The sequence below is a fragment of the Aquimarina longa SW024 genome (assembly GCF_001401755.1).
Taxonomy (GTDB): Bacteria; Bacteroidota; Bacteroidia; order Flavobacteriales; family Flavobacteriaceae; genus Aquimarina; species Aquimarina longa.
In genome coordinates, this window is the sequence record NZ_KQ474101.1 from 292,298 (window position 1) to 309,963 (window position 17,666).

The window sequence follows — 17,666 nt, forward strand, 5'->3', positions numbered from 1 at the left end:
TATAAATCTAGGCTCATGTTAGTTTCGTTTTATTAAAACAGAACTCGTATCTTTGAGTCCAAATTTTGTTTAAACAGAGGATATGAAAGACCCAGAAGAGTTTTATCAAAAATTAAAAGGACAATTAGAAGAAACGTCTATTTGGCCATCTGCATACTTATACAAATTTATTGTACCTACTGATACCACCAAAATTAAACAAATCGAAACTATTTTTGATAATTTAGGCGCTGTAATTCATACAAAACAATCCAAAAATGGAAAATACACAAGTGTATCTATTAATGTAAGAATGAAAAATCCAGACCATGTTATTTTAAAATATAAAGAAATAACTACTCAAGTAGAAGGAGTAATTTCGTTATAATTTCATTGTATTTTTTAGTGAGAAAGATCTTAAATTTTATAATTATAACCTTTTAATTAGCTTAAAGTCTCATAAATAGATATTGTAGTTAACAAATAAATATAGTAATGATCATAGCTTACTTATTTTATTTTAGTATTTTGCGCATAAATTATAGAATAATTCAAAAAGAGTAATTGATTATCAAACTGAATTTATTACAGTTTTGCATACACATTACAACTAAAGAGTCTTCAAAAAACTTTTTCTGACAGCCCTTTACATATTGATTCTTTGAATTATCGCTACACAATTTTTACATACATTTTATGGATATATATAATATAGAATACAATACTGAGCGCGAAAAGCTCATTATTCCGGAGTATGGTCGTCACTTACAGAAAATGATCAACCATACCGTTGCTATTGAAGATAGAGAAGAACGTAATAAAGTTGCTAAATCTATCATCGCAGTTATGGGTAATTTACAACCGCATTTAAGAGATGTACCAGAGTTTCAGCATAAGTTATGGGATCAGTTATTTATAATGAGTGATTTTAAACTAGATGTTGACACTCCTTTTCCGGTATTGACTAAAGAAAAATTACAAGAAAGACCAGAACCGCTTGCATATCCTCAGAATTTTCCAAAATATCGTTTTTATGGAAATAATATTAAGAGAATGGTTGATGTTGCCAATAGTTGGGAAGATGGAGAGTTAAAAAATGCTCTTACATTAACTATTGCTAATCATATGAAAAAGTGTTATTTAAACTGGAATAAAGATACAGTAGAGGATAGTGCTATTTTTAATCACCTTTATGAATTAAGTGATGGTAAGATTAATCTAAAAGGAAGTGATGAAGATCTTATGGATTCTTCAAATCTGATGAGAGCAAAAAAGAAAAAATATTCTACATCTACAGCGACAAACGGAGGTAAAAAGAATTACCGAACCAACAATCGCGGTAAAAAACGTTATTGATTAATCCTCAATAAACTACAATTTACTAACCACTAATTATTAACTATTACATGGGTACTTTTCAGATAGAAGGAGGGCATCAGCTTAAGGGAGAAATAACACCTCAAGGTGCTAAAAACGAAGCTCTTCAAATTCTTTGTGCAGTATTATTAACTTCAGAAAAAGTTACAATCACTAATATACCTGATATTCGAGATGTTAATAAATTGATCGATATTCTGAGAAATTTGGGTGTTAAGATTCAGAAACTAGGAAAAGGGAAATATTCTTTTAAGAGTGATGAACTTAACCTTAATTATTTGGAGAGTGAACAGTTTAAGAAAGAAGGAAGTGGACTTAGAGGTTCTATAATGATTGTAGGACCATTGCTAGCTAGATTTGGAAAAGGTTATATCCCTCGCCCTGGAGGAGATAAAATAGGGAGGAGACGTTTAGATACTCATTTTGAGGGATTTATTAATCTTGGAGCAAAATTTAGATATAATAAAGAAGAACGTTTTTATGGTGTAGAAGCCCCAGAAGGTTTAACAGGTACCTATATGTTATTAGATGAAGCATCAGTAACCGGTACGGCGAATATTGTAATGGCAGCAGTACTTGCTAAAGGGACAACTACGATCTATAATGCAGCGTGCGAACCTTACTTACAACAATTATGTAAGATGCTTAATACTATGGGAGCAAAAATCTCAGGAGTCGGTTCTAATTTATTAGTGATTGACGGCGTTGAGGTTTTAAATGGATGCGATCATAGCGTATTGCCTGATATGATTGAGATTGGATCTTGGATTGGATTAGCAGCAATGACTAAAAGTGAGATTACGATTAAGAATGTAAGTTGGGAAAACCTTGGAGTGATTCCAAATACTTTTAGGAAATTAGGAATTACATTAGAACAGATAGGAGATGATATACATATACCGGCTCATAAAGACGGATATCAAATAGAAAGCTATATAGATGGTTCGTTTATGACTATTGCTGATGCTCCTTGGCCAGGATTTACACCAGATTTACTTAGTATTGTATTAGTTGTGGCAACACAAGCTAGAGGAGAGGTAATGGTACATCAGAAAATGTTTGAAAGCCGTTTGTTTTTTGTGGATAAACTAATTGATATGGGAGCAAAAATTATCCTATGTGATCCCCATAGAGCAACAATCATAGGTCATGATTTTCAGTCTATATTAAAAGCTACTACTATGGTATCACCAGATATTAGAGCAGGAATATCTTTATTGATAGCGGCATTAAGTGCTAAAGGAACTTCTGTGATCCATAATATAGAACAAATTGATCGTGGATATGAAAACATCGATGAACGCCTTAGAGCAATTGGAGCTAAAATTATTAGAATAGAGTAAAGAAAAAAGATATAATGTAATAACTATGATAAATAACATCTCTATATTTTATAGGGATGTTATTTTGTTTAGGTAAGAATGTATCACTTAGTATATGGGATAGTAAAATAAAATGTAGATCCTTTACCTTTTTTACTATCAAGCCAAATTTCTCCCTTAAGTATTTCTACATAAGCTTTAGCAATCGATAACCCAATACCTGCTCCTTCTGATGCATATCTAACCTCTAAATCAGCTTGTACAAATCGTTCAAAAATAGCTTTCTGTCTATTTTTATCAATGCCCATACCTGTATCTTTGACATAAAATTGTATATTATCATTCTCTTTTTGATATCCAAATTCGATACCACCTTCATTAGTGTATTTAATAGAGTTTTTAATCAAGCAAGATAAGATAGTATTAAATTTTTCTTTGTCGGTATTAATAATTGCATCTTTTTCGCATAAACCGTTAGATAAAGAGAGTATGATATGTTTTTTATCTGTCTGAGGCTTAAAAAAATCAAATAGATATTCTGTTTGTTTATTAATATTTACTTTATCAACAGAAATAGTAACTTGATTAGTTGCTATTTGTGAAATATCAATAATATCTTTAATGATAGTCAGCATTCGTTCTCCACTTTCTTTAATAAGATTTAAATAAAGTTGTCGTTCATCTCCATTAAGCTGAGGTTCATTTAAAAGTTCAGCAAGACCTAATATCCCATTCATAGGAGTTCGAATTTCATGACTCATATTTGCTAAAAAAGCAGATTTAAGCTGATCACTTTCTTCAGCTTTTTCTTTTAAAAAACTTAATTCGAGTTCATATAATTTGATTTTTGTTATATCAGTAATAGTACCTATGTAGCCAGTAATTTGATTTTTGTCATTATATTCTGGAATGACTCTTCCTAATACCCATGTAATTGTGCCATCTGGTCTGATGAACCGATATTCTGCATCAGAAGTTTTTCTTTTATTTGTATTACTATACCAGCCATGTTTTAACTTTTTACGATCTTTAGGATGAATGGCATTAAGCCATCCATCATTTAAAGCTTCTTCTTGTGATAATCCAGAAATTGTAGACCATTTTGGATTTACAAATATGGTTTTCCCATCAGCACTAGTTATAAAAATTCCGACAGGTACTAAATCAGTTAATGTCTTATATCTACTTTTTGTTAGTAGAACTGCTTTTTCGGCTACTTCAAATTTTTGTTTATAGGAAAGAGAATGAAAAATATCTTTGATAGTTGCATAATTGGTTTGGTATTCCTCTTTTTCAAAATACTTTAAATAGAGGGTAAACAGAATACTATAGAAAAATCCCATAAAAGTTTTAGATAGTATCCCTGAGTATAAAATCTTCTGTAAATTTTCGAAATGCCAGAAAGAACCTAACGTAAAAAATATGGCATCAAAACTCAATACGAGTAGCATAGTAAATACTATTCTGAAAAATAAATTTGCAGTATGTTTTGAAATAAATTCATATAAAAAGATAACCAATATAGCATCAAGGTAGAGGATAATAATTCCTATAGATAGTACAAAAATATTAGTTAAAAAGAATTCAGTAGAAACATTAAACGGATTATAACTATATGCACCTTCGATATTGATTCTAAAACAGAGTAAGAGAAAACATAATACGATATTAGCTATAATTAATGCATAAATTAATTTTCTAGTAGTAATAGCACCTTCTTTAATATAAGTTATTAATATTACAAAAAGTGTCGCAGAGAATAAAACAGATGAACCAGGAGAAACAACAATAGTGTCTGATATTTCAAAATAGAGCGTACTTGCCATAAAAAATTGCACAAATTGAAATAGCCCCATAGATGTGAATAACACACCTAAACCTATTATTGTTCGTAAACGAAACAGGAGCAATATTAAAAAAGTAATGACAAAACCTTGAAATAGAAAAATTAAGATTTGATAAAATATAGATGCATCCATAGATTCTAACATTGTATTTAATTAATGCTTTTAGATTCGTTATAATATATGAGATGTTTTTAAGTGCCTTAAAGCTACGAACAATTGTGAAATTTTACCTATAATTTTACCGTAAAAAACTTTTAAGAGTAAATTAATGTTTAAAAAGTTTTAGAGAAAAATAAAATTCTAGTCATAAATTATTTTTAAGAAGAATTATAATCGAAAAACGATCTATTGATATGGTAATCAGTAGAGTTTTGTTGTTTGTGTATACAATAGCTATAGATAATTACTTTTTTGTTTTATACCTCTTCATAAAACTTAAAAAAGACCTGTCGTTTTGGACAGGTCTTATATGATAAAAAAATAAATAGAGTATCTGTTAAAGTACTTTTACATTTACTGCATTTAATCCTTTTTTTCCTTCTTGCAAATCAAATGCAACTGCATCTCCTTCTCGAATCTCATCGATTAGCCCTGAGATGTGCACAAAATGTTCTTTGTTAGAATCTTCTTCAGTGATAAAACCAAATCCTTTAGCATCGTTGAAGAATTTTACTGTTCCTTTATTCATTGTTAAAATTTAAATTAGTTAATATGACTCAAAGATATATCAAATATCCATATGATTACTGTTAAGTTGTTTTTACTTTATTGATTAAACACAAAATTTAAACGTTTATTGCTGAATAAAAGCATAAAATATTGATAAGTGTTTTTTATCAAGATCATTTAGCAATCGTGTTATATAGGGTAAAAAAAAGTATGTTTAGTAGAACAAGATCTTAAGAAGATAGTTTTTGTAACTCTAATTGATAGTCATGTTGTAGATCTTCATGTACTAAAATTATCTTTTTTTTAATAGCTACTATTTCTCTATTATATATGTTTTTAAGAACATTATTATCATGTATTGAAGGAGCGAAACAGTTTAATTTACTACAGAAGTGAAGTATTAATTCTATTTCGGTTTCCTTATTTTTTGAGTATCTGATATACTTCTTGATATTACGTAAAATTTTACGAATACTCTTTTTAATAAAATAATAAGATGTTATATTGATGGATTCAAATTCTTCATCAATTTCTCTTTTTATAGTTTTTATAAACTCATCTTCATTAGTAGAGTCAAATAATAAATAAGTAAGTAATTCTTTGTTTTCTTTTTTAAAGCGAGATAAACGCAAGCACAGTTCTATTAGCTCTTGATGTGAGCAATCTCCTAATTCAGTTTTAAGTTCTTTTACAGAGGCAGTTTTCATAAGTGCAATTTAAGTAAAAGTAAGAATTCACTTAAATTTTAAAATAAATAATAAAAGTTTAGTTTTTAAAATAGTTAATGTTCAATTTCATAAAAAAAAACAGTTATATATTCTTTATAAATAAATAATTAGGATTGATTGTGTATTTTGTCTTAAAAAATTGTGTTTTCAACAGATTATTAACAATAAACAAGCAAAATATTTTATTTATTGTTGATAACTTGCTATATTAGTGAGAGTTAACCTTAATACACACAATTATGGACAATTTTTATTTCACTTTCGGGCTTAATTTTAAAAGTATTATAAGTTTTTTAAGAGAACTACCTAAAGCTTCTAGTTATGCTATGCGTAAGTAGTTGAGATATAACAAATTTTGGGAATTTGTTTTTTTTAAATCTAAATGAAGGGATTATAAAATATAATCCCTTTTTTTTATGTTACACTATAGTATCTTTTTATTTCATATTCGGACTAGGCTTAGTCTAAAATTTTTGATTTACCTATTTTTTAATTCATTCATAGTTTTTATAAATTTTTCTTTAATAGTTTGGTATTTTTCATAATTCCCAGAACTAGTAATCATTTTGCCTTGGACAATTGTTCCTAGTTGTATATCTAGATTACCAGAATATACAATTGTAGAAGCTAAATTTTTTACAGACGAAGTTGTTATTAGAGGTGAGCTAGCGTCGATAACTGAAGCATTTAATAGTTCTCCCACTTTAAAAAAATCAGTATTGAAATTATTCATAGCTCTTCTTCCTGTAATAGTTGCCATTTCTAAGGCATACATACCAGAATCTCCTTGTTGTGTAGAGGAGTAAATATTTCGTTTATGAGATATTAATCGTTGTCCATAATCTAAGATGCGTAATTCTTCTAAAGGATTTATACCGATATGGCTATCCGTTCCGATGCTCCATTTTCCATCTTCTTCTTGGTATTTTTTTAAAGGAAATATTCCATCACCTAAGTTACCTTCTGTACTAGGGCATAGTACTACATTGGCTTTACTTTTGGCAATTCCAGTAATTTCATTATCAGTTAAGTGTGTAGCATGTACTAGATGGAATCGTTCATTCATTTCTATAGTATCTAATAACCATTCTACAGGGCGTTTTCCAAGATATGCTATTGAATCTTCTATTTCTTTTAGCTGTTCTGATACATGAATATGAAAAGGGATATCCTGAGGACCAGATTTTGCTATTTCGGAAATGTCTGAGGGTGCTACCCCTCTCATAGAATGAATTCCGATAGCAATATTTGCATGTTTATAATTCTTGCAAGCTTCTTTACTAGATTCTAATAGTCTTAAATATTCATCAATAGTAGGAGAGATGAATCTTCTTTGCCTATCATTTGGTTTTTTTCCAAAACCTCCTTTTTGATAAAAAATAGGGATAAGAGTAATGCCAATTCCTGCAGTTTTTGCTGCAGCAATTAGGCGACTTCCCATTTCTGAAAGATTAGAATATGATTTTCCATTTTTATCATGATGTATATAATGAAATTCAGCAACATTAGTATATCCATGACGTACCATTTCTGCATATAGCATTGTTGCTATTGCTTCCATCTGATCGGGATTCATACTTAATGCTAATTGATACATGGCTTCTCTCCATCCCCAAAAATCATCAGGATTAGTGCCTCCTTCATGTCTTTCTGCTAAACCAGCCATTGCGTATTGAAAAGCATGAGAGTGTGCATTCTGAAACCCTGGAATCACAAAACCATTAGTAATCTCATTAGGTAGACTATGTTGCGAATCAAAAGAAGAGATGTCAGTAATTATACCATTATGGTTTACCGTTATACTTGTATTCTCTTTCCACCCAGTGTTTTGTAGTATTCCTTTAAAATGGTAGGTTTTCATTTGTTTTAAGTTTATTTTTTATTTTCAGAGGTTTTTTTATATTTTCTGAAGCGTATCTATTAAGTTTTTCATTGTATTTAGGAGTACTTGTTGCACTTTTTCTGCTCTATCATTATTATATGTAATTTCATTATCATCCATATAGAGGATTTTGTTCATCTCTAATTGAAGTGTATGAATGTTATTCTCTGGTTTTCCAAAATAGCGAGTAATATGCCCTCCTTTAAAAGGAGTGTTATGATTAATTTTAAAATTCCCTGATTGTAAACCTTCTAATGCTGATTTTATTAATTTAGGATCGGCTGTTTTTTCATTGTTATTCCCTAAGATCATATCAGGAAACGGATCTTTTTGGATAGTACTAACCTTATGTCGTATAGAATGGGCATCCCAAAGTAATACAGTGCCAAATTGCTTTTTCCTTTCTTCTAACATCTCTTCTAGCTGCTTGTAATATGGCCAGTAGTAGGTGTTCAATCTCCTTTTTACTTCATTTTCATCAGGTTCTACATCTTTTGATTTATAAATTGCATTACCATAAAAATCTGTGATTGGAGTATTGCTAGTAATAAGTCTATTATCGTTATAAAGAGGTACGCTCTCTGGATCTCTATTAAGATCGATTACCCATCTACTTAGATTTGCTTTGATTACTGTAATTCCTAAAGAAGGAGCAAATTCATACAATCGATCTACATACCAGTCTGTATCATCTAAATGGTTGCGCATTCTCTTTTTGTACTGTTTTTTTATATCAGAAGGGAATTTTGTCCCTGAATGAGGAACACTAATAATGATTGGTACTACAGAGGTTTCTGGTTTTTTAATTTTAAATAGATTCATAGTATTCTTTTAATTTGCTATTTCTGAAACAATCAAGATACTATTTTCACTAGCATTAATAGATATATTAGTGTTTTCGGGTTTGTTTATCACTAATAAGTCTCCTTGATTTAGGCTATAAGTTTTAGTATTTATGTCTATCTCGATCTTACCAGAGTAGATATACATAAATATCCAATCCCATTTACTATGTATGGGATGTTGGGTGTTTTTATTTTGTTTAATATTGATAGCGGCTAGTGTGCCTTTGGTATCTCCAGAAGTCATTAAATTAAAATCAGTACACTTTCCTATACACGATGTTTTCCATCCTCCTTCAAATTCATCCTTATCAAATTTACCCAATTGTTTTGAGTATTTATTTTCGTGATTAAGAGTTATATTGCCCTCTAATACCATTAATGTTCTTGATATATTAGGTAATGTAGTAAAAATAGAATTTTCTATTGCTACAGTAGCCATACTTAGCCTAAAATCAAAATTTAATTTTTGATAGGTTGCAGTAGGAGGGTATATATAAAACTGAGTTGTTTTCCCTCCTGACCAAGTATTGATTTTAAATTGACTGGATGTAATACTATTAATTTCCATGATGAATTTATATAAAACTTTCTAATAATTCATCATCAACTAAGTTTGGTAATGTTACTTTAAGTTGTGGTGTTCTTTCCATTTCTCGTTTTATAGCAAATAGAGCTTCTTCATTTCTGGCCCAACTTCTTCTAGAGATTCCATTATTAACATCATAAAACAGCATGCGTTCCAATTTTTCTGATGCTTCGGGAGATCCATCTAAAAGCATTCCGAAGCCTCCATTGATTACTTCTCCCCAGCCAACGCCACCGCCATTATGTATTGATACCCAGGTAGCTCCTCTAAAACTATCTCCAATTACATTATGAATTGCCATATCTGCAGTAAATTTACTACCATCATAGATATTACTAGTTTCTCGATATGGAGAATCAGTACCACTTACATCGTGGTGATCTCTTCCTAGGACTACTGGGGCAGAGATTTTTCCATTCTCTATTGCTTTATTAAAAGCTTCAGCAATTTTTATTCTTCCTTCTGCATCAGCATATAAAATACGAGCCTGAGATCCTACAACGAGTTTATTTTGTTTTGCTTCTCGTATCCAAGTGATATTATCTTGCATTTGTTGTTGAATTTCTTTTGGAGAAACTTTCTTAATGGATTCTAGTACTTCTAATGCAATCTGATCGGTGGTATCCAAGTCTTCAGGTTTTCCTGAAGTACATACCCATCTAAAAGGTCCAAATCCATAATCAAAACACATCGGTCCTAGAATATCTTGTACATAGGATGGGTATTTAAAATCGATACCGTTTTCTGCCATTATATTTGCCCCTGCGCGTGATGATTCTAGTAAAAAGGCATTTCCATAATCAAAAAAATAAGTACCTCTGGTAGTATGTTTGTTAATTGCATCAGCATGTCTACATAAAGATTCTTGTACCTTATTTTTAAAGGTGTCTGGATCATTACTGATTAAAGTATTTGCTTCATCATAGCTAATTCCGGCAGGGTAGTATCCTCCTGACCAAGGGTTATGTAAAGAGGTTTGGTCAGATCCTAATTGTATATGAATGTTTTCTTCATAAAACCGCTCCCATATATCGACAACATTTCCTTGATATGCAATAGAAACAATTTCTTTTTGATCCATTGCCTTTTTAGTCCGAACTACTAGCGTATTGATGTCTTCAATGATTTCATCTACCCAACCTTGCTCATATCTTTTTTGAGCAGCTTTAGGATTAACTTCAGCGCATATAGTAATACATCCAGCAATATTTCCTGCTTTTGGTTGAGCACCACTCATTCCTCCTAATCCTGAGGTTAAGAATATTTTACCTGCTGGGGTTTCACCAGATTGTAATGTTTTTCTAAAGGCATTCATTACAGTAATCGTAGTGCCATGTACAATTCCTTGAGGTCCAATATACATATAACTTCCAGCGGTCATTTGTCCATATTGTGTTACTCCCAGAGCATTATATTTTTCCCAATCATCGGGCTTGGAATAATTAGGGATCATCATTCCATTGGTAACTACTACTCTAGGAGCGTCTTTAGAGGAAGGAAATAATCCCATTGGATGCCCAGAATATATGTGCAAAGTTTGTTCTTCAGTCATGGATGCTAGGTACTGCATCGTTAAGAGATATTGTGCCCAGTTCTGAAATACTGCTCCATTACCTCCATAGGTTATTAATTCATAGGGATGCTGTGCAACAGCATTATCCAAATTATTCTGAATCATCAACATGATTCCTGCAGCTTGCTTTGTTACTGCAGGATATTCATTAATAGATCGTGCATATATTTTATATTCGGGTATAAACCTGTACATATATATTCGACCATAGGTATTTAGTTCTTCTAAAAACTCATTAGCAAGTTCTGTATGCCAGTTTTTTGGAAAATATCGTAGTGCATTTATAAGTGCTAATTTTTTCTCTTCATTAGAGAGGATTTGTTTTCGTTTGGGGGCACGACTAATTGCGGAATCTAAAGATTTTTTTGGTGGTAATATCTTAGGAATACCTAGAAGTATTTGTTCTTTGAAAGTCATATCTAATTTTTTTTATTGACCTAACGGATTTTGAAGCAACCGAGAGGGTTACTATTTTTATTGCTTGTATACTAATTCACCTCGTTTCCATACTTTTGATGGAGTGATTTTTCCTTGATGGTAGAAGATTTCATTAAAATGGTCTGTTTGAAACAAGTTAAAATCTGCTAACATACCTGGTGCTAATTTACCTCTATCATTAAGTTTTAGTGCTGCTGCTGCTCTATTTGTTATCCCAGCAAGAACTTCTGCATTACTTAGTTTCTCAAACGTAGCAAGAATACAGGCTTGTGTTAACAGATCACCCATAGGTGCTGAACCGGGATTCCAATCACTAGCTATTGCTAATGCTCCTCCAGCATCTAGAATTTTTCTGGCAGGGGTAAAACTACACCCTAATCCTATAGATGCACCAGGAAGTGCTATCGAAATTACATCACTGTTAGCAAGCATTTTAATTTCATTTTCTGTGCTAGCTTCTAAATGATCGGCACTAATGGCATTCATTTTTACAGCAACTTCACTACCTCCTGCACTAAACTGATCGGCATGGACAGTGATATCAAATCCCATGAGTACAGCTTTTTCAAAATAGGGATAGATATCATCAGTAGAGAATGCTCCTTGTTCTACAAAGGCATCAATACGTTTGGTAAGTTTTTCTTCTTTTAAAATAGGAAAAAGAGTAGTACTGATTTCTTCTAGATAAGTTTTGTGATCTCCATCAAAATCTTTAGGTAATATATGTCCTGCAAGACAAGTAGTAATTAGGTCTGCTTCAGTATCTACATTTGCGGTTTTTATAGCACGTAGCATTTTAAGTTCTTCTTTAATAGAAAGGCCGTATCCGCTTTTTACTTCTATTGTAGTAATTCCTATTCTTAATAGTGTATTGGCTCTTTTTACAACACCACAAGAAAGTTCTTCTTGTTTTGCTTTTCTGGTTTGAGTAACAGTATCCCAGATTCCACCACCAGATTCAGCAATTTCTAAATATGATTTTCCAGCATTTCGCATAGCATAATCATTAGCTCTTGACCCAGAATAGCAAATGTGAGTATGGGCATCTATAAATCCAGGTAAACATACATGATGACCATGCAATTCTATAATCTCAGCATTTAAGTGTAGAGCTTTTATTTTTATATCTGAAAATGTATCTATAGCATGGATTTTTTCATCCTCAATTAAGATTCCAACATCATTCATGATACTCAATTCTTCATCTCTTATTGGTCCTTTGATGGTTGATTTATCCATACTTATAAGTTGGGTAATTGGACCTATCAATTTATAGTTTTTCATAGTATTTTTTTATTCTAAATTCTAGTATGATCTTTTATAATAGTACTGTGATCTATGTACTAGATTATAAAGTAATTACTTAGTAGGTTTCAAGTTCTGATGAAAATTTAGTTTCTAATGAAACTTGTTCTTTTATAGCTATTTGATTAGCAACAATGATGATAGTCTTATCTTTAATTATACGGATTCCTTTTTCTATATCATTAGCAAATACACGATCTTTATTTGCAAAAGGTACAACCTCACGTATTTTTTTATGAATCTCGTTTAGAATAACTCCTGATTTTAAGGGTTTTCTAAATTCGAATGCTTGGGCGGCTGTTAATAATTCAATGGCTAATATTTTTTCGAGATTATCGATTACTCTAAGTGCTTTTCTGCCTCCTATTGATCCCATACTTACATGATCTTCTTGTCCTAGAGAAGTAGGAATACTATCAGCGCTAGAAGGAAAGCATAATCCTTTGTTTTCACTGGCTAATGCTGCTGTTGTATATTGTAATATCATATATCCAGAGTTGATCCCTGTATCTTCCATTAATAATTTTGGTACTCCTGGAGAATTTCCTTCTAATGCTAGATATATTCTTCGGTCAGAGATATTCCCTAATTCTGAAGCTGCTAAACATGCGTAATCTATAGCCATAGCTAGTGGCTGTCCATGGAAACTACCTCCACTAATAGTAAGTTCTTCGTTTATAATTATAGGGTTATCAGTTACAGAATTTAGTTCTATTTCCAGAAGTTCTTTGAGATGCAACCATGCATTTCTGGATGCTCCGTGTACCTGAGGCATACAACGCAGAGAATACGGGTCTTGTACTCTATCACAATCGATATGGTCTTCCATAATCTCAGAATCTTGGAGTAATGACTTTATTCTAGATGCGACATGTATATTTCCTTTATATGGCCTTAGCTGATGTAGCTCATTAAAAAATGGTTTAACAGACCCCTGTAAACCTTCGATCATCATTGCTCCAATAATATCTGCTTGTGATAGGCAACTATGTAATTTAGCAACTACCTGTACTGCATGTGCGGCGATAAACTGAGTACCATTGATTAGGGCAAGCCCTTCTTTTGGTCCTAAATCTATAGGAGACAGACCTGTATTCTTAAATAATTCTGCTGTAGTGATTATTTTTCCTTGATACACTACTTTTCCTAAACCTATTAGTGGCAAAAAGAGATGAGATAAAGGAGCTAAATCTCCAGAAGCACCTACAGATCCTTGGCATGGAACAATTGGGATAGCATCATTATCAATATGCCATAAAATTCTATCTAATGTTTCTTCTGCAATACCAGAATATGCTTTGGATAACGACTGGATCTTAAGAATCATCATCAATTTAGCAATTTCTGTATCGATAGGTTCTCCTACACCAACACTATGGCTTTGTAAAATATTACTTTGTAGAATGTTGGTTTCTTCTTTAGATATTTTTGTAGTACAAAGTGGTCCAAAACCAGTATTGATACCATAAACTGGATGCCCTTTTTCGACAATATTTTCGACAACTTGTCTACTTTTTTTAATTTTCTTTCGAGAAGCTTCGGAGATAAGACCTTTAATCTCTCCAAGAGCAATTTTAATAGCGATTCCTGCTGTAAGATGATCTTCTCCGTATGAAAAATGATGTATTGTATTTGACATTGATATATTTTTATTTGCTAGTACTAATTTAATACCTATTTTTAATAATTAGAAATACTAATTTTATCATTAACTAATAACTATGGGTTATCAAATAGAACTTCGACATTTTGCTTATTTTTTAGCTGTAGCAGAGGAGTTACATTTTAGAAAAGCAGCGGATAGGTTATTCATTTCGCAACCAGGGCTAAGTAGACAAATAAAGCAGATGGAAGAGATCATGGAGGTAGAGTTGTTTATAAGAAATAGACGTAAGGTAAGTTTAACGGCGGCAGGAGAATATCTTAAAAAGGAAATGGATTATATTTTTAATCATATTGATTCTACGATAAAACAAACTCAGTTAATTGATAAGGGGAGTGATGGAGAAATTCGAATAGGTTTTTTGGGCTCTGCTGTACAAACTGTGATTCCTTCTTTATTAGTAAAGGTCAATGGGGAGTATCCTAATATAAAGTTTAGTCTAGAGGAAATGTCTAATCACCTTCAGGTAGAAGCTATTGAAAAGGATGAACTAGATCTTGGTTTCGTTAGGCTTGCTAGAGTACCAAGTGGAGTACAAATGAAAACAGTGCATGTAGATACATTTTCTTTAGTTTTACCAACAGATCATCATTTGGATAAAAAGAGTTTTAAGAATGTAGCACAGGTTTCTAATGAGAATTTTATTTTATTTTCATCTGATTATAGCTCATTATATTACGATAGAATTATGAGTATATGCGAGGATAAAGGTTTTACTCCTAAGGTTTCTCATAAATCGGTACATGCGCAAACTATATTTAAGTTAATAGAAAGTGGTCTTGGAGTGGCTATAGTACCGACATCATTACAATATGGATTTGATCTAGGAGTGAAATTTTTGGAAATCCCTAAAATATCTCAAAAAGCAACACTTTCTGTAATTTGGAAAAAAGATAATCGAAATCCTGCCTTATGGAAGATAATGAAGTTTCTTTAATCCCTAGATGGTTTAATGGTTTCTATATTCTTACTTCGATATCAAAAAAAAACATTTCGGAAACATCTCTAAAGATAAGTTCACTGCAGTTGTTAATTTTTGAGCACTTTTTTCTAAAAATTAAGGGAATTTTCCCTTTTTTAATCATTCATTTTGTTAATACCTTATTAGAAGAGCTATTGTAAAAATCAGTTTTATGATATGTGAAGCGTAATTAGTTAAATCGATATAAAATATGGTGTTTTACTAGTTTTTTTGTGTTATTTTTTTTCAGAAGATAGTTAAGTATTTAAAGTAAGAGAGATTAAATTCGTGCTATTATTTAATAGATTATTTTAATTAAAACCAACTTAAATGAAAAGATTATTATCTTATTCGACAGTTATTTTATGCTTTTTTTTCTTTGGAATTAGAGCTAATGTAATAGACAAAAAAACAGCTATAGATGTAGCAAATAATTGGGTTAATGGAGGCGTCCATTTTAGGTCTTCTTTATCAAAAAAAGTACAGAAGGTACATGAAATTAATTATAAAGGAATTACAGCCTATTATTTAATTGAATACAATGAAGGAGGATTTGTAATCGTTTCGGCGGATGATGCAGCTAAACCTATTTTAGGATATTCTGATGAGAATTTATTAGAGGTATCTGATAACAATCCTGCTATTATCTCTTGGATGGAGCAGTATAAGGAGTATGTTTATAATCAGGTATTGATAAGTAGAACATCTAAGTCTAATGATGTATCACCAGAGTGGAAAAATTTAAGGCAAGGCTCTCTAAGTGGTAGACGTACAGAGGTAATTCCATTTATGAATGATATAAAGTATAGCCAAGGGGCAGGGTGGAATAAGCAATGCCCAGAGGATACTGACGGTAGAGATGGGCATGCTCTAGTGGGGTGTGTTGCTACTGCTATGGGACAGGTACTAAGGTATTGGGAATTCCCTAAAACAGGCTCGGGATCTAAAACGTATTCTCATAATAAATATGGTAAGTTATCTGTCAATTTTGGAGAGACAACATATCATTGGAGTCGTATGTCTAAAGAGGTACCCGATGAGGAAAATGCAAAATTACTTTATCATTGTGGAGTAGCAGTAAATATGAATTATGGAGCCAATTCTTCTGGGGCTTATACATACAGTCTTCAGAATATATTAAAAAAATATTTTAAGTATGACCAAAGTGCTCGTCAGATTTATAAACATTCTTATAATCAATCAGATTGGAATGCGATAATGAAACGAGAGATGGAAGCTAAAAGACCTGTTTTATATTCTGGTAGAAGTAGCCTTACTAAACCTGCAGGGCACTTATTTGCATTAGATGGATATCAAGTAACCGAGCAAGGAGATTATTTTCATATCAATTGGGGATGGGGAGGAAAATCTAATGGCTATTTTTATTTAACAGAAATGATTACACATAATGGAGAGCATAATTGGATAGAAAATAATTCTGCAATTATAAATCTAAAACCTAGAAATATGGCTCCTGTTATTACTTCTATTCCTGTAGAAGAAATACTAATAAATGAAAAGTATGAGTATGTTATTCATACTTTTGATGAAAATGATGATGCGCTACAAATAGAGTTAAGTAAAGGAGCTGAATGGTTACAGATTGTATCTGATCGTAATGGTTATAAACTTATAGGAACTCCAACTTCTGAATATATCGGTAAGCATGTAATAGAATTAAAGGTAAAAGATGCAACTTTATCAAATAATCAGGTATTTACAATAGTGGTAAAAGGAGAAGGAAATCCTAATGAATCTTCTGTTGTAGATTTTGAAACTAATGATTATAGTCAAGCAGAGTTTAGTTTTATTAATAATGCTAAATGGAACTTAGTTCAGTTAAATCCTGATTATGGATTTAGCACTAAGTCATTGAAAATTAGAAACGATGAGCGAACGCAGTTATCAATTCATAAAAGTTTTGATAAGGAGATGATTATAGAATTTGACTATAAAGTTTCATCAGAAAAAGACTATGATTTTTTAATATTTAGAATTGATGGAGAAGAAAAGAATAGATGGAGTGGAACTACTGATTGGAGTCAAGTACGGTATACTGTTAGTGCTGGTAATCATGTTTTTACATGGACTTATGAAAAAGATTATTCTATTAGTAACGGAGAGGATTGTATTTGGCTAGATAATATATACTTTGGTGAAACAGAAAAAATAGCGAGAGTGGTTGAGAAAAGTTTTAATAATGAAGATCGTAAAATAGTCTCTACGTTATTTAATTACCCCAATCCTGCACAAAGAGAGACAACTATTAATTTTTATGTAGCAAAAAAAGAAAGAGTGCTAGTAGAAATATTAAATGCTAATGGTACTTATCATGAAACTATAATTAATAGGGTAATGGATGCAGGAAGTTATACAGAAAAACTTAATGTAGCAGAGTTATCAGAGAAGTTATATTTTATAAGAATGACTTCATCACAAAAAAGCCAGATAGCAAAACTTCTGATAGATTAGATTAAAAAACAAAAGGTAG

At 31.4% G+C, this 17,666-nt stretch carries 14 protein-coding genes; 5 read left to right on the top strand and 9 right to left on the bottom strand.

Features of this window, described 5'->3' with window-relative positions:
* Positions 1–82: 82 nt before the first annotated feature.
* The 3 genes from N456_RS15600 to murA all read left to right on the top strand — a co-directional run bounded on the left by N456_RS15600 (position 83) and on the right by murA (position 2,699).
* Entirely contained in the window at positions 83–367 is a 285-nt protein-coding gene (locus N456_RS15600) for a DUF493 family protein (protein WP_062059270.1), read from the top strand.
* A 308-nt stretch (positions 368–675) separates the two neighbouring features.
* The gene (locus tag N456_RS15605; RefSeq protein ID WP_062059272.1) at positions 676–1,335 is read left to right on the top strand and encodes a DUF4290 domain-containing protein; all 660 of its coding nucleotides are present in this window, start codon (positions 676–678) and stop codon (positions 1,333–1,335) included.
* 50 nt (positions 1,336–1,385) lie between these two features.
* On the top strand, positions 1,386–2,699 hold the full coding sequence (gene murA, locus N456_RS15610) for a UDP-N-acetylglucosamine 1-carboxyvinyltransferase (protein WP_062059275.1): 1,314 nt from the start codon (positions 1,386–1,388) through the stop codon (positions 2,697–2,699).
* An 83-nt stretch (positions 2,700–2,782) separates the two neighbouring features.
* On the opposite strand, the gene N456_RS15615 is transcribed toward murA, so the two are convergent.
* The 9 genes from N456_RS15615 to hutH all read right to left on the bottom strand — a co-directional run bounded on the left by N456_RS15615 (position 2,783) and on the right by hutH (position 14,190).
* A complete protein-coding gene (locus N456_RS15615; RefSeq protein WP_062059278.1) occupies positions 2,783–4,669 on the bottom strand; it encodes an ATP-binding protein in 1,887 nt (628 codons plus the stop codon).
* 352 nt (positions 4,670–5,021) lie between these two features.
* Positions 5,022–5,213 carry a cold-shock protein gene (locus N456_RS15620; RefSeq protein ID WP_062059281.1) on the bottom strand — a complete coding sequence of 64 codons (192 nt, stop codon included), beginning with the start codon at positions 5,211–5,213 and terminating at the stop codon, positions 5,022–5,024.
* Positions 5,214–5,424: 211 nt separating this feature from the next.
* Positions 5,425–5,901 (bottom strand): hypothetical protein, encoded by a 477-nt coding sequence (locus N456_RS15625; RefSeq protein WP_062059284.1) that lies wholly within the window; start codon positions 5,899–5,901, stop codon positions 5,425–5,427.
* A 499-nt stretch (positions 5,902–6,400) separates the two neighbouring features.
* On the bottom strand, positions 6,401–7,783 hold the full coding sequence (gene hutF / locus N456_RS15630; protein ID WP_062059289.1) for a formimidoylglutamate deiminase: 1,383 nt from the start codon (positions 7,781–7,783) through the stop codon (positions 6,401–6,403).
* Positions 7,784–7,819: 36 nt separating this feature from the next.
* Entirely contained in the window at positions 7,820–8,626 is an 807-nt protein-coding gene (locus N456_RS15635) for an N-formylglutamate amidohydrolase (RefSeq protein WP_062059292.1), read from the bottom strand.
* Between the two features lie 9 nt (positions 8,627–8,635).
* A complete protein-coding gene (locus N456_RS15640) occupies positions 8,636–9,217 on the bottom strand; it encodes a HutD/Ves family protein (RefSeq protein ID WP_062059296.1) in 582 nt (193 codons plus the stop codon).
* A 7-nt stretch (positions 9,218–9,224) separates the two neighbouring features.
* Positions 9,225–11,225: a urocanate hydratase gene (locus N456_RS15645; RefSeq protein ID WP_062059299.1), complete on the bottom strand. Its 2,001-nt coding sequence runs from the start codon at positions 11,223–11,225 to the stop codon at positions 9,225–9,227.
* A 57-nt stretch (positions 11,226–11,282) separates the two neighbouring features.
* A complete protein-coding gene (hutI, locus tag N456_RS15650; RefSeq protein WP_062059302.1) occupies positions 11,283–12,530 on the bottom strand; it encodes an imidazolonepropionase in 1,248 nt (415 codons plus the stop codon).
* Positions 12,531–12,609: 79 nt separating this feature from the next.
* Positions 12,610–14,190 carry a histidine ammonia-lyase gene (gene hutH, locus N456_RS15655; RefSeq protein ID WP_062059305.1) on the bottom strand — a complete coding sequence of 527 codons (1,581 nt, stop codon included), beginning with the start codon at positions 14,188–14,190 and terminating at the stop codon, positions 12,610–12,612.
* Between the two features lie 82 nt (positions 14,191–14,272).
* Here hutH and N456_RS15660 point away from each other — a divergent pair, with 82 nt between their 5' ends.
* Both N456_RS15660 and N456_RS15670 read left to right on the top strand, forming a co-directional pair.
* Positions 14,273–15,151, top strand: a complete 879-nt coding sequence (locus tag N456_RS15660; RefSeq protein WP_062059308.1) for a LysR family transcriptional regulator — start codon at positions 14,273–14,275, stop codon at positions 15,149–15,151.
* A gap of 354 nt (positions 15,152–15,505) precedes the next feature.
* Positions 15,506–17,647 (top strand): C10 family peptidase, encoded by a 2,142-nt coding sequence (locus N456_RS15670; protein ID WP_062059314.1) that lies wholly within the window; start codon positions 15,506–15,508, stop codon positions 17,645–17,647.
* The last annotated feature ends 19 nt before the right edge of the window (positions 17,648–17,666 follow it).

Bases quoted from the DNA above. Each gene is read 5' to 3' on its own strand.
- N456_RS15600 (WP_062059270.1), top strand. From the start codon at position 83: ATGAAAGACCCAGAAGAGTTTTATCAAAAATTAAAAGGACAATTAGAA.
- N456_RS15605 (WP_062059272.1), top strand. From the start codon at position 676: ATGGATATATATAATATAGAATACAATACTGAGCGCGAAAAGCTCATT.
- murA (WP_062059275.1), top strand. From the start codon at position 1,386: ATGGGTACTTTTCAGATAGAAGGAGGGCATCAGCTTAAGGGAGAAATA.
- N456_RS15615 (WP_062059278.1), bottom strand. From the start codon at position 4,669: ATGTTAGAATCTATGGATGCATCTATATTTTATCAAATCTTAATTTTT.
- N456_RS15620 (WP_062059281.1), bottom strand. From the start codon at position 5,213: ATGAATAAAGGAACAGTAAAATTCTTCAACGATGCTAAAGGATTTGGT.
- N456_RS15625 (WP_062059284.1), bottom strand. From the start codon at position 5,901: ATGAAAACTGCCTCTGTAAAAGAACTTAAAACTGAATTAGGAGATTGC.
- hutF (WP_062059289.1), bottom strand. From the start codon at position 7,783: ATGAAAACCTACCATTTTAAAGGAATACTACAAAACACTGGGTGGAAA.
- N456_RS15635 (WP_062059292.1), bottom strand. From the start codon at position 8,626: ATGAATCTATTTAAAATTAAAAAACCAGAAACCTCTGTAGTACCAATC.
- N456_RS15640 (WP_062059296.1), bottom strand. From the start codon at position 9,217: ATGGAAATTAATAGTATTACATCCAGTCAATTTAAAATCAATACTTGG.
- N456_RS15645 (WP_062059299.1), bottom strand. From the start codon at position 11,225: ATGACTTTCAAAGAACAAATACTTCTAGGTATTCCTAAGATATTACCA.
- hutI (WP_062059302.1), bottom strand. From the start codon at position 12,530: ATGAAAAACTATAAATTGATAGGTCCAATTACCCAACTTATAAGTATG.
- hutH (WP_062059305.1), bottom strand. From the start codon at position 14,190: ATGTCAAATACAATACATCATTTTTCATACGGAGAAGATCATCTTACA.
- N456_RS15660 (WP_062059308.1), top strand. From the start codon at position 14,273: ATGGGTTATCAAATAGAACTTCGACATTTTGCTTATTTTTTAGCTGTA.
- N456_RS15670 (WP_062059314.1), top strand. From the start codon at position 15,506: ATGAAAAGATTATTATCTTATTCGACAGTTATTTTATGCTTTTTTTTC.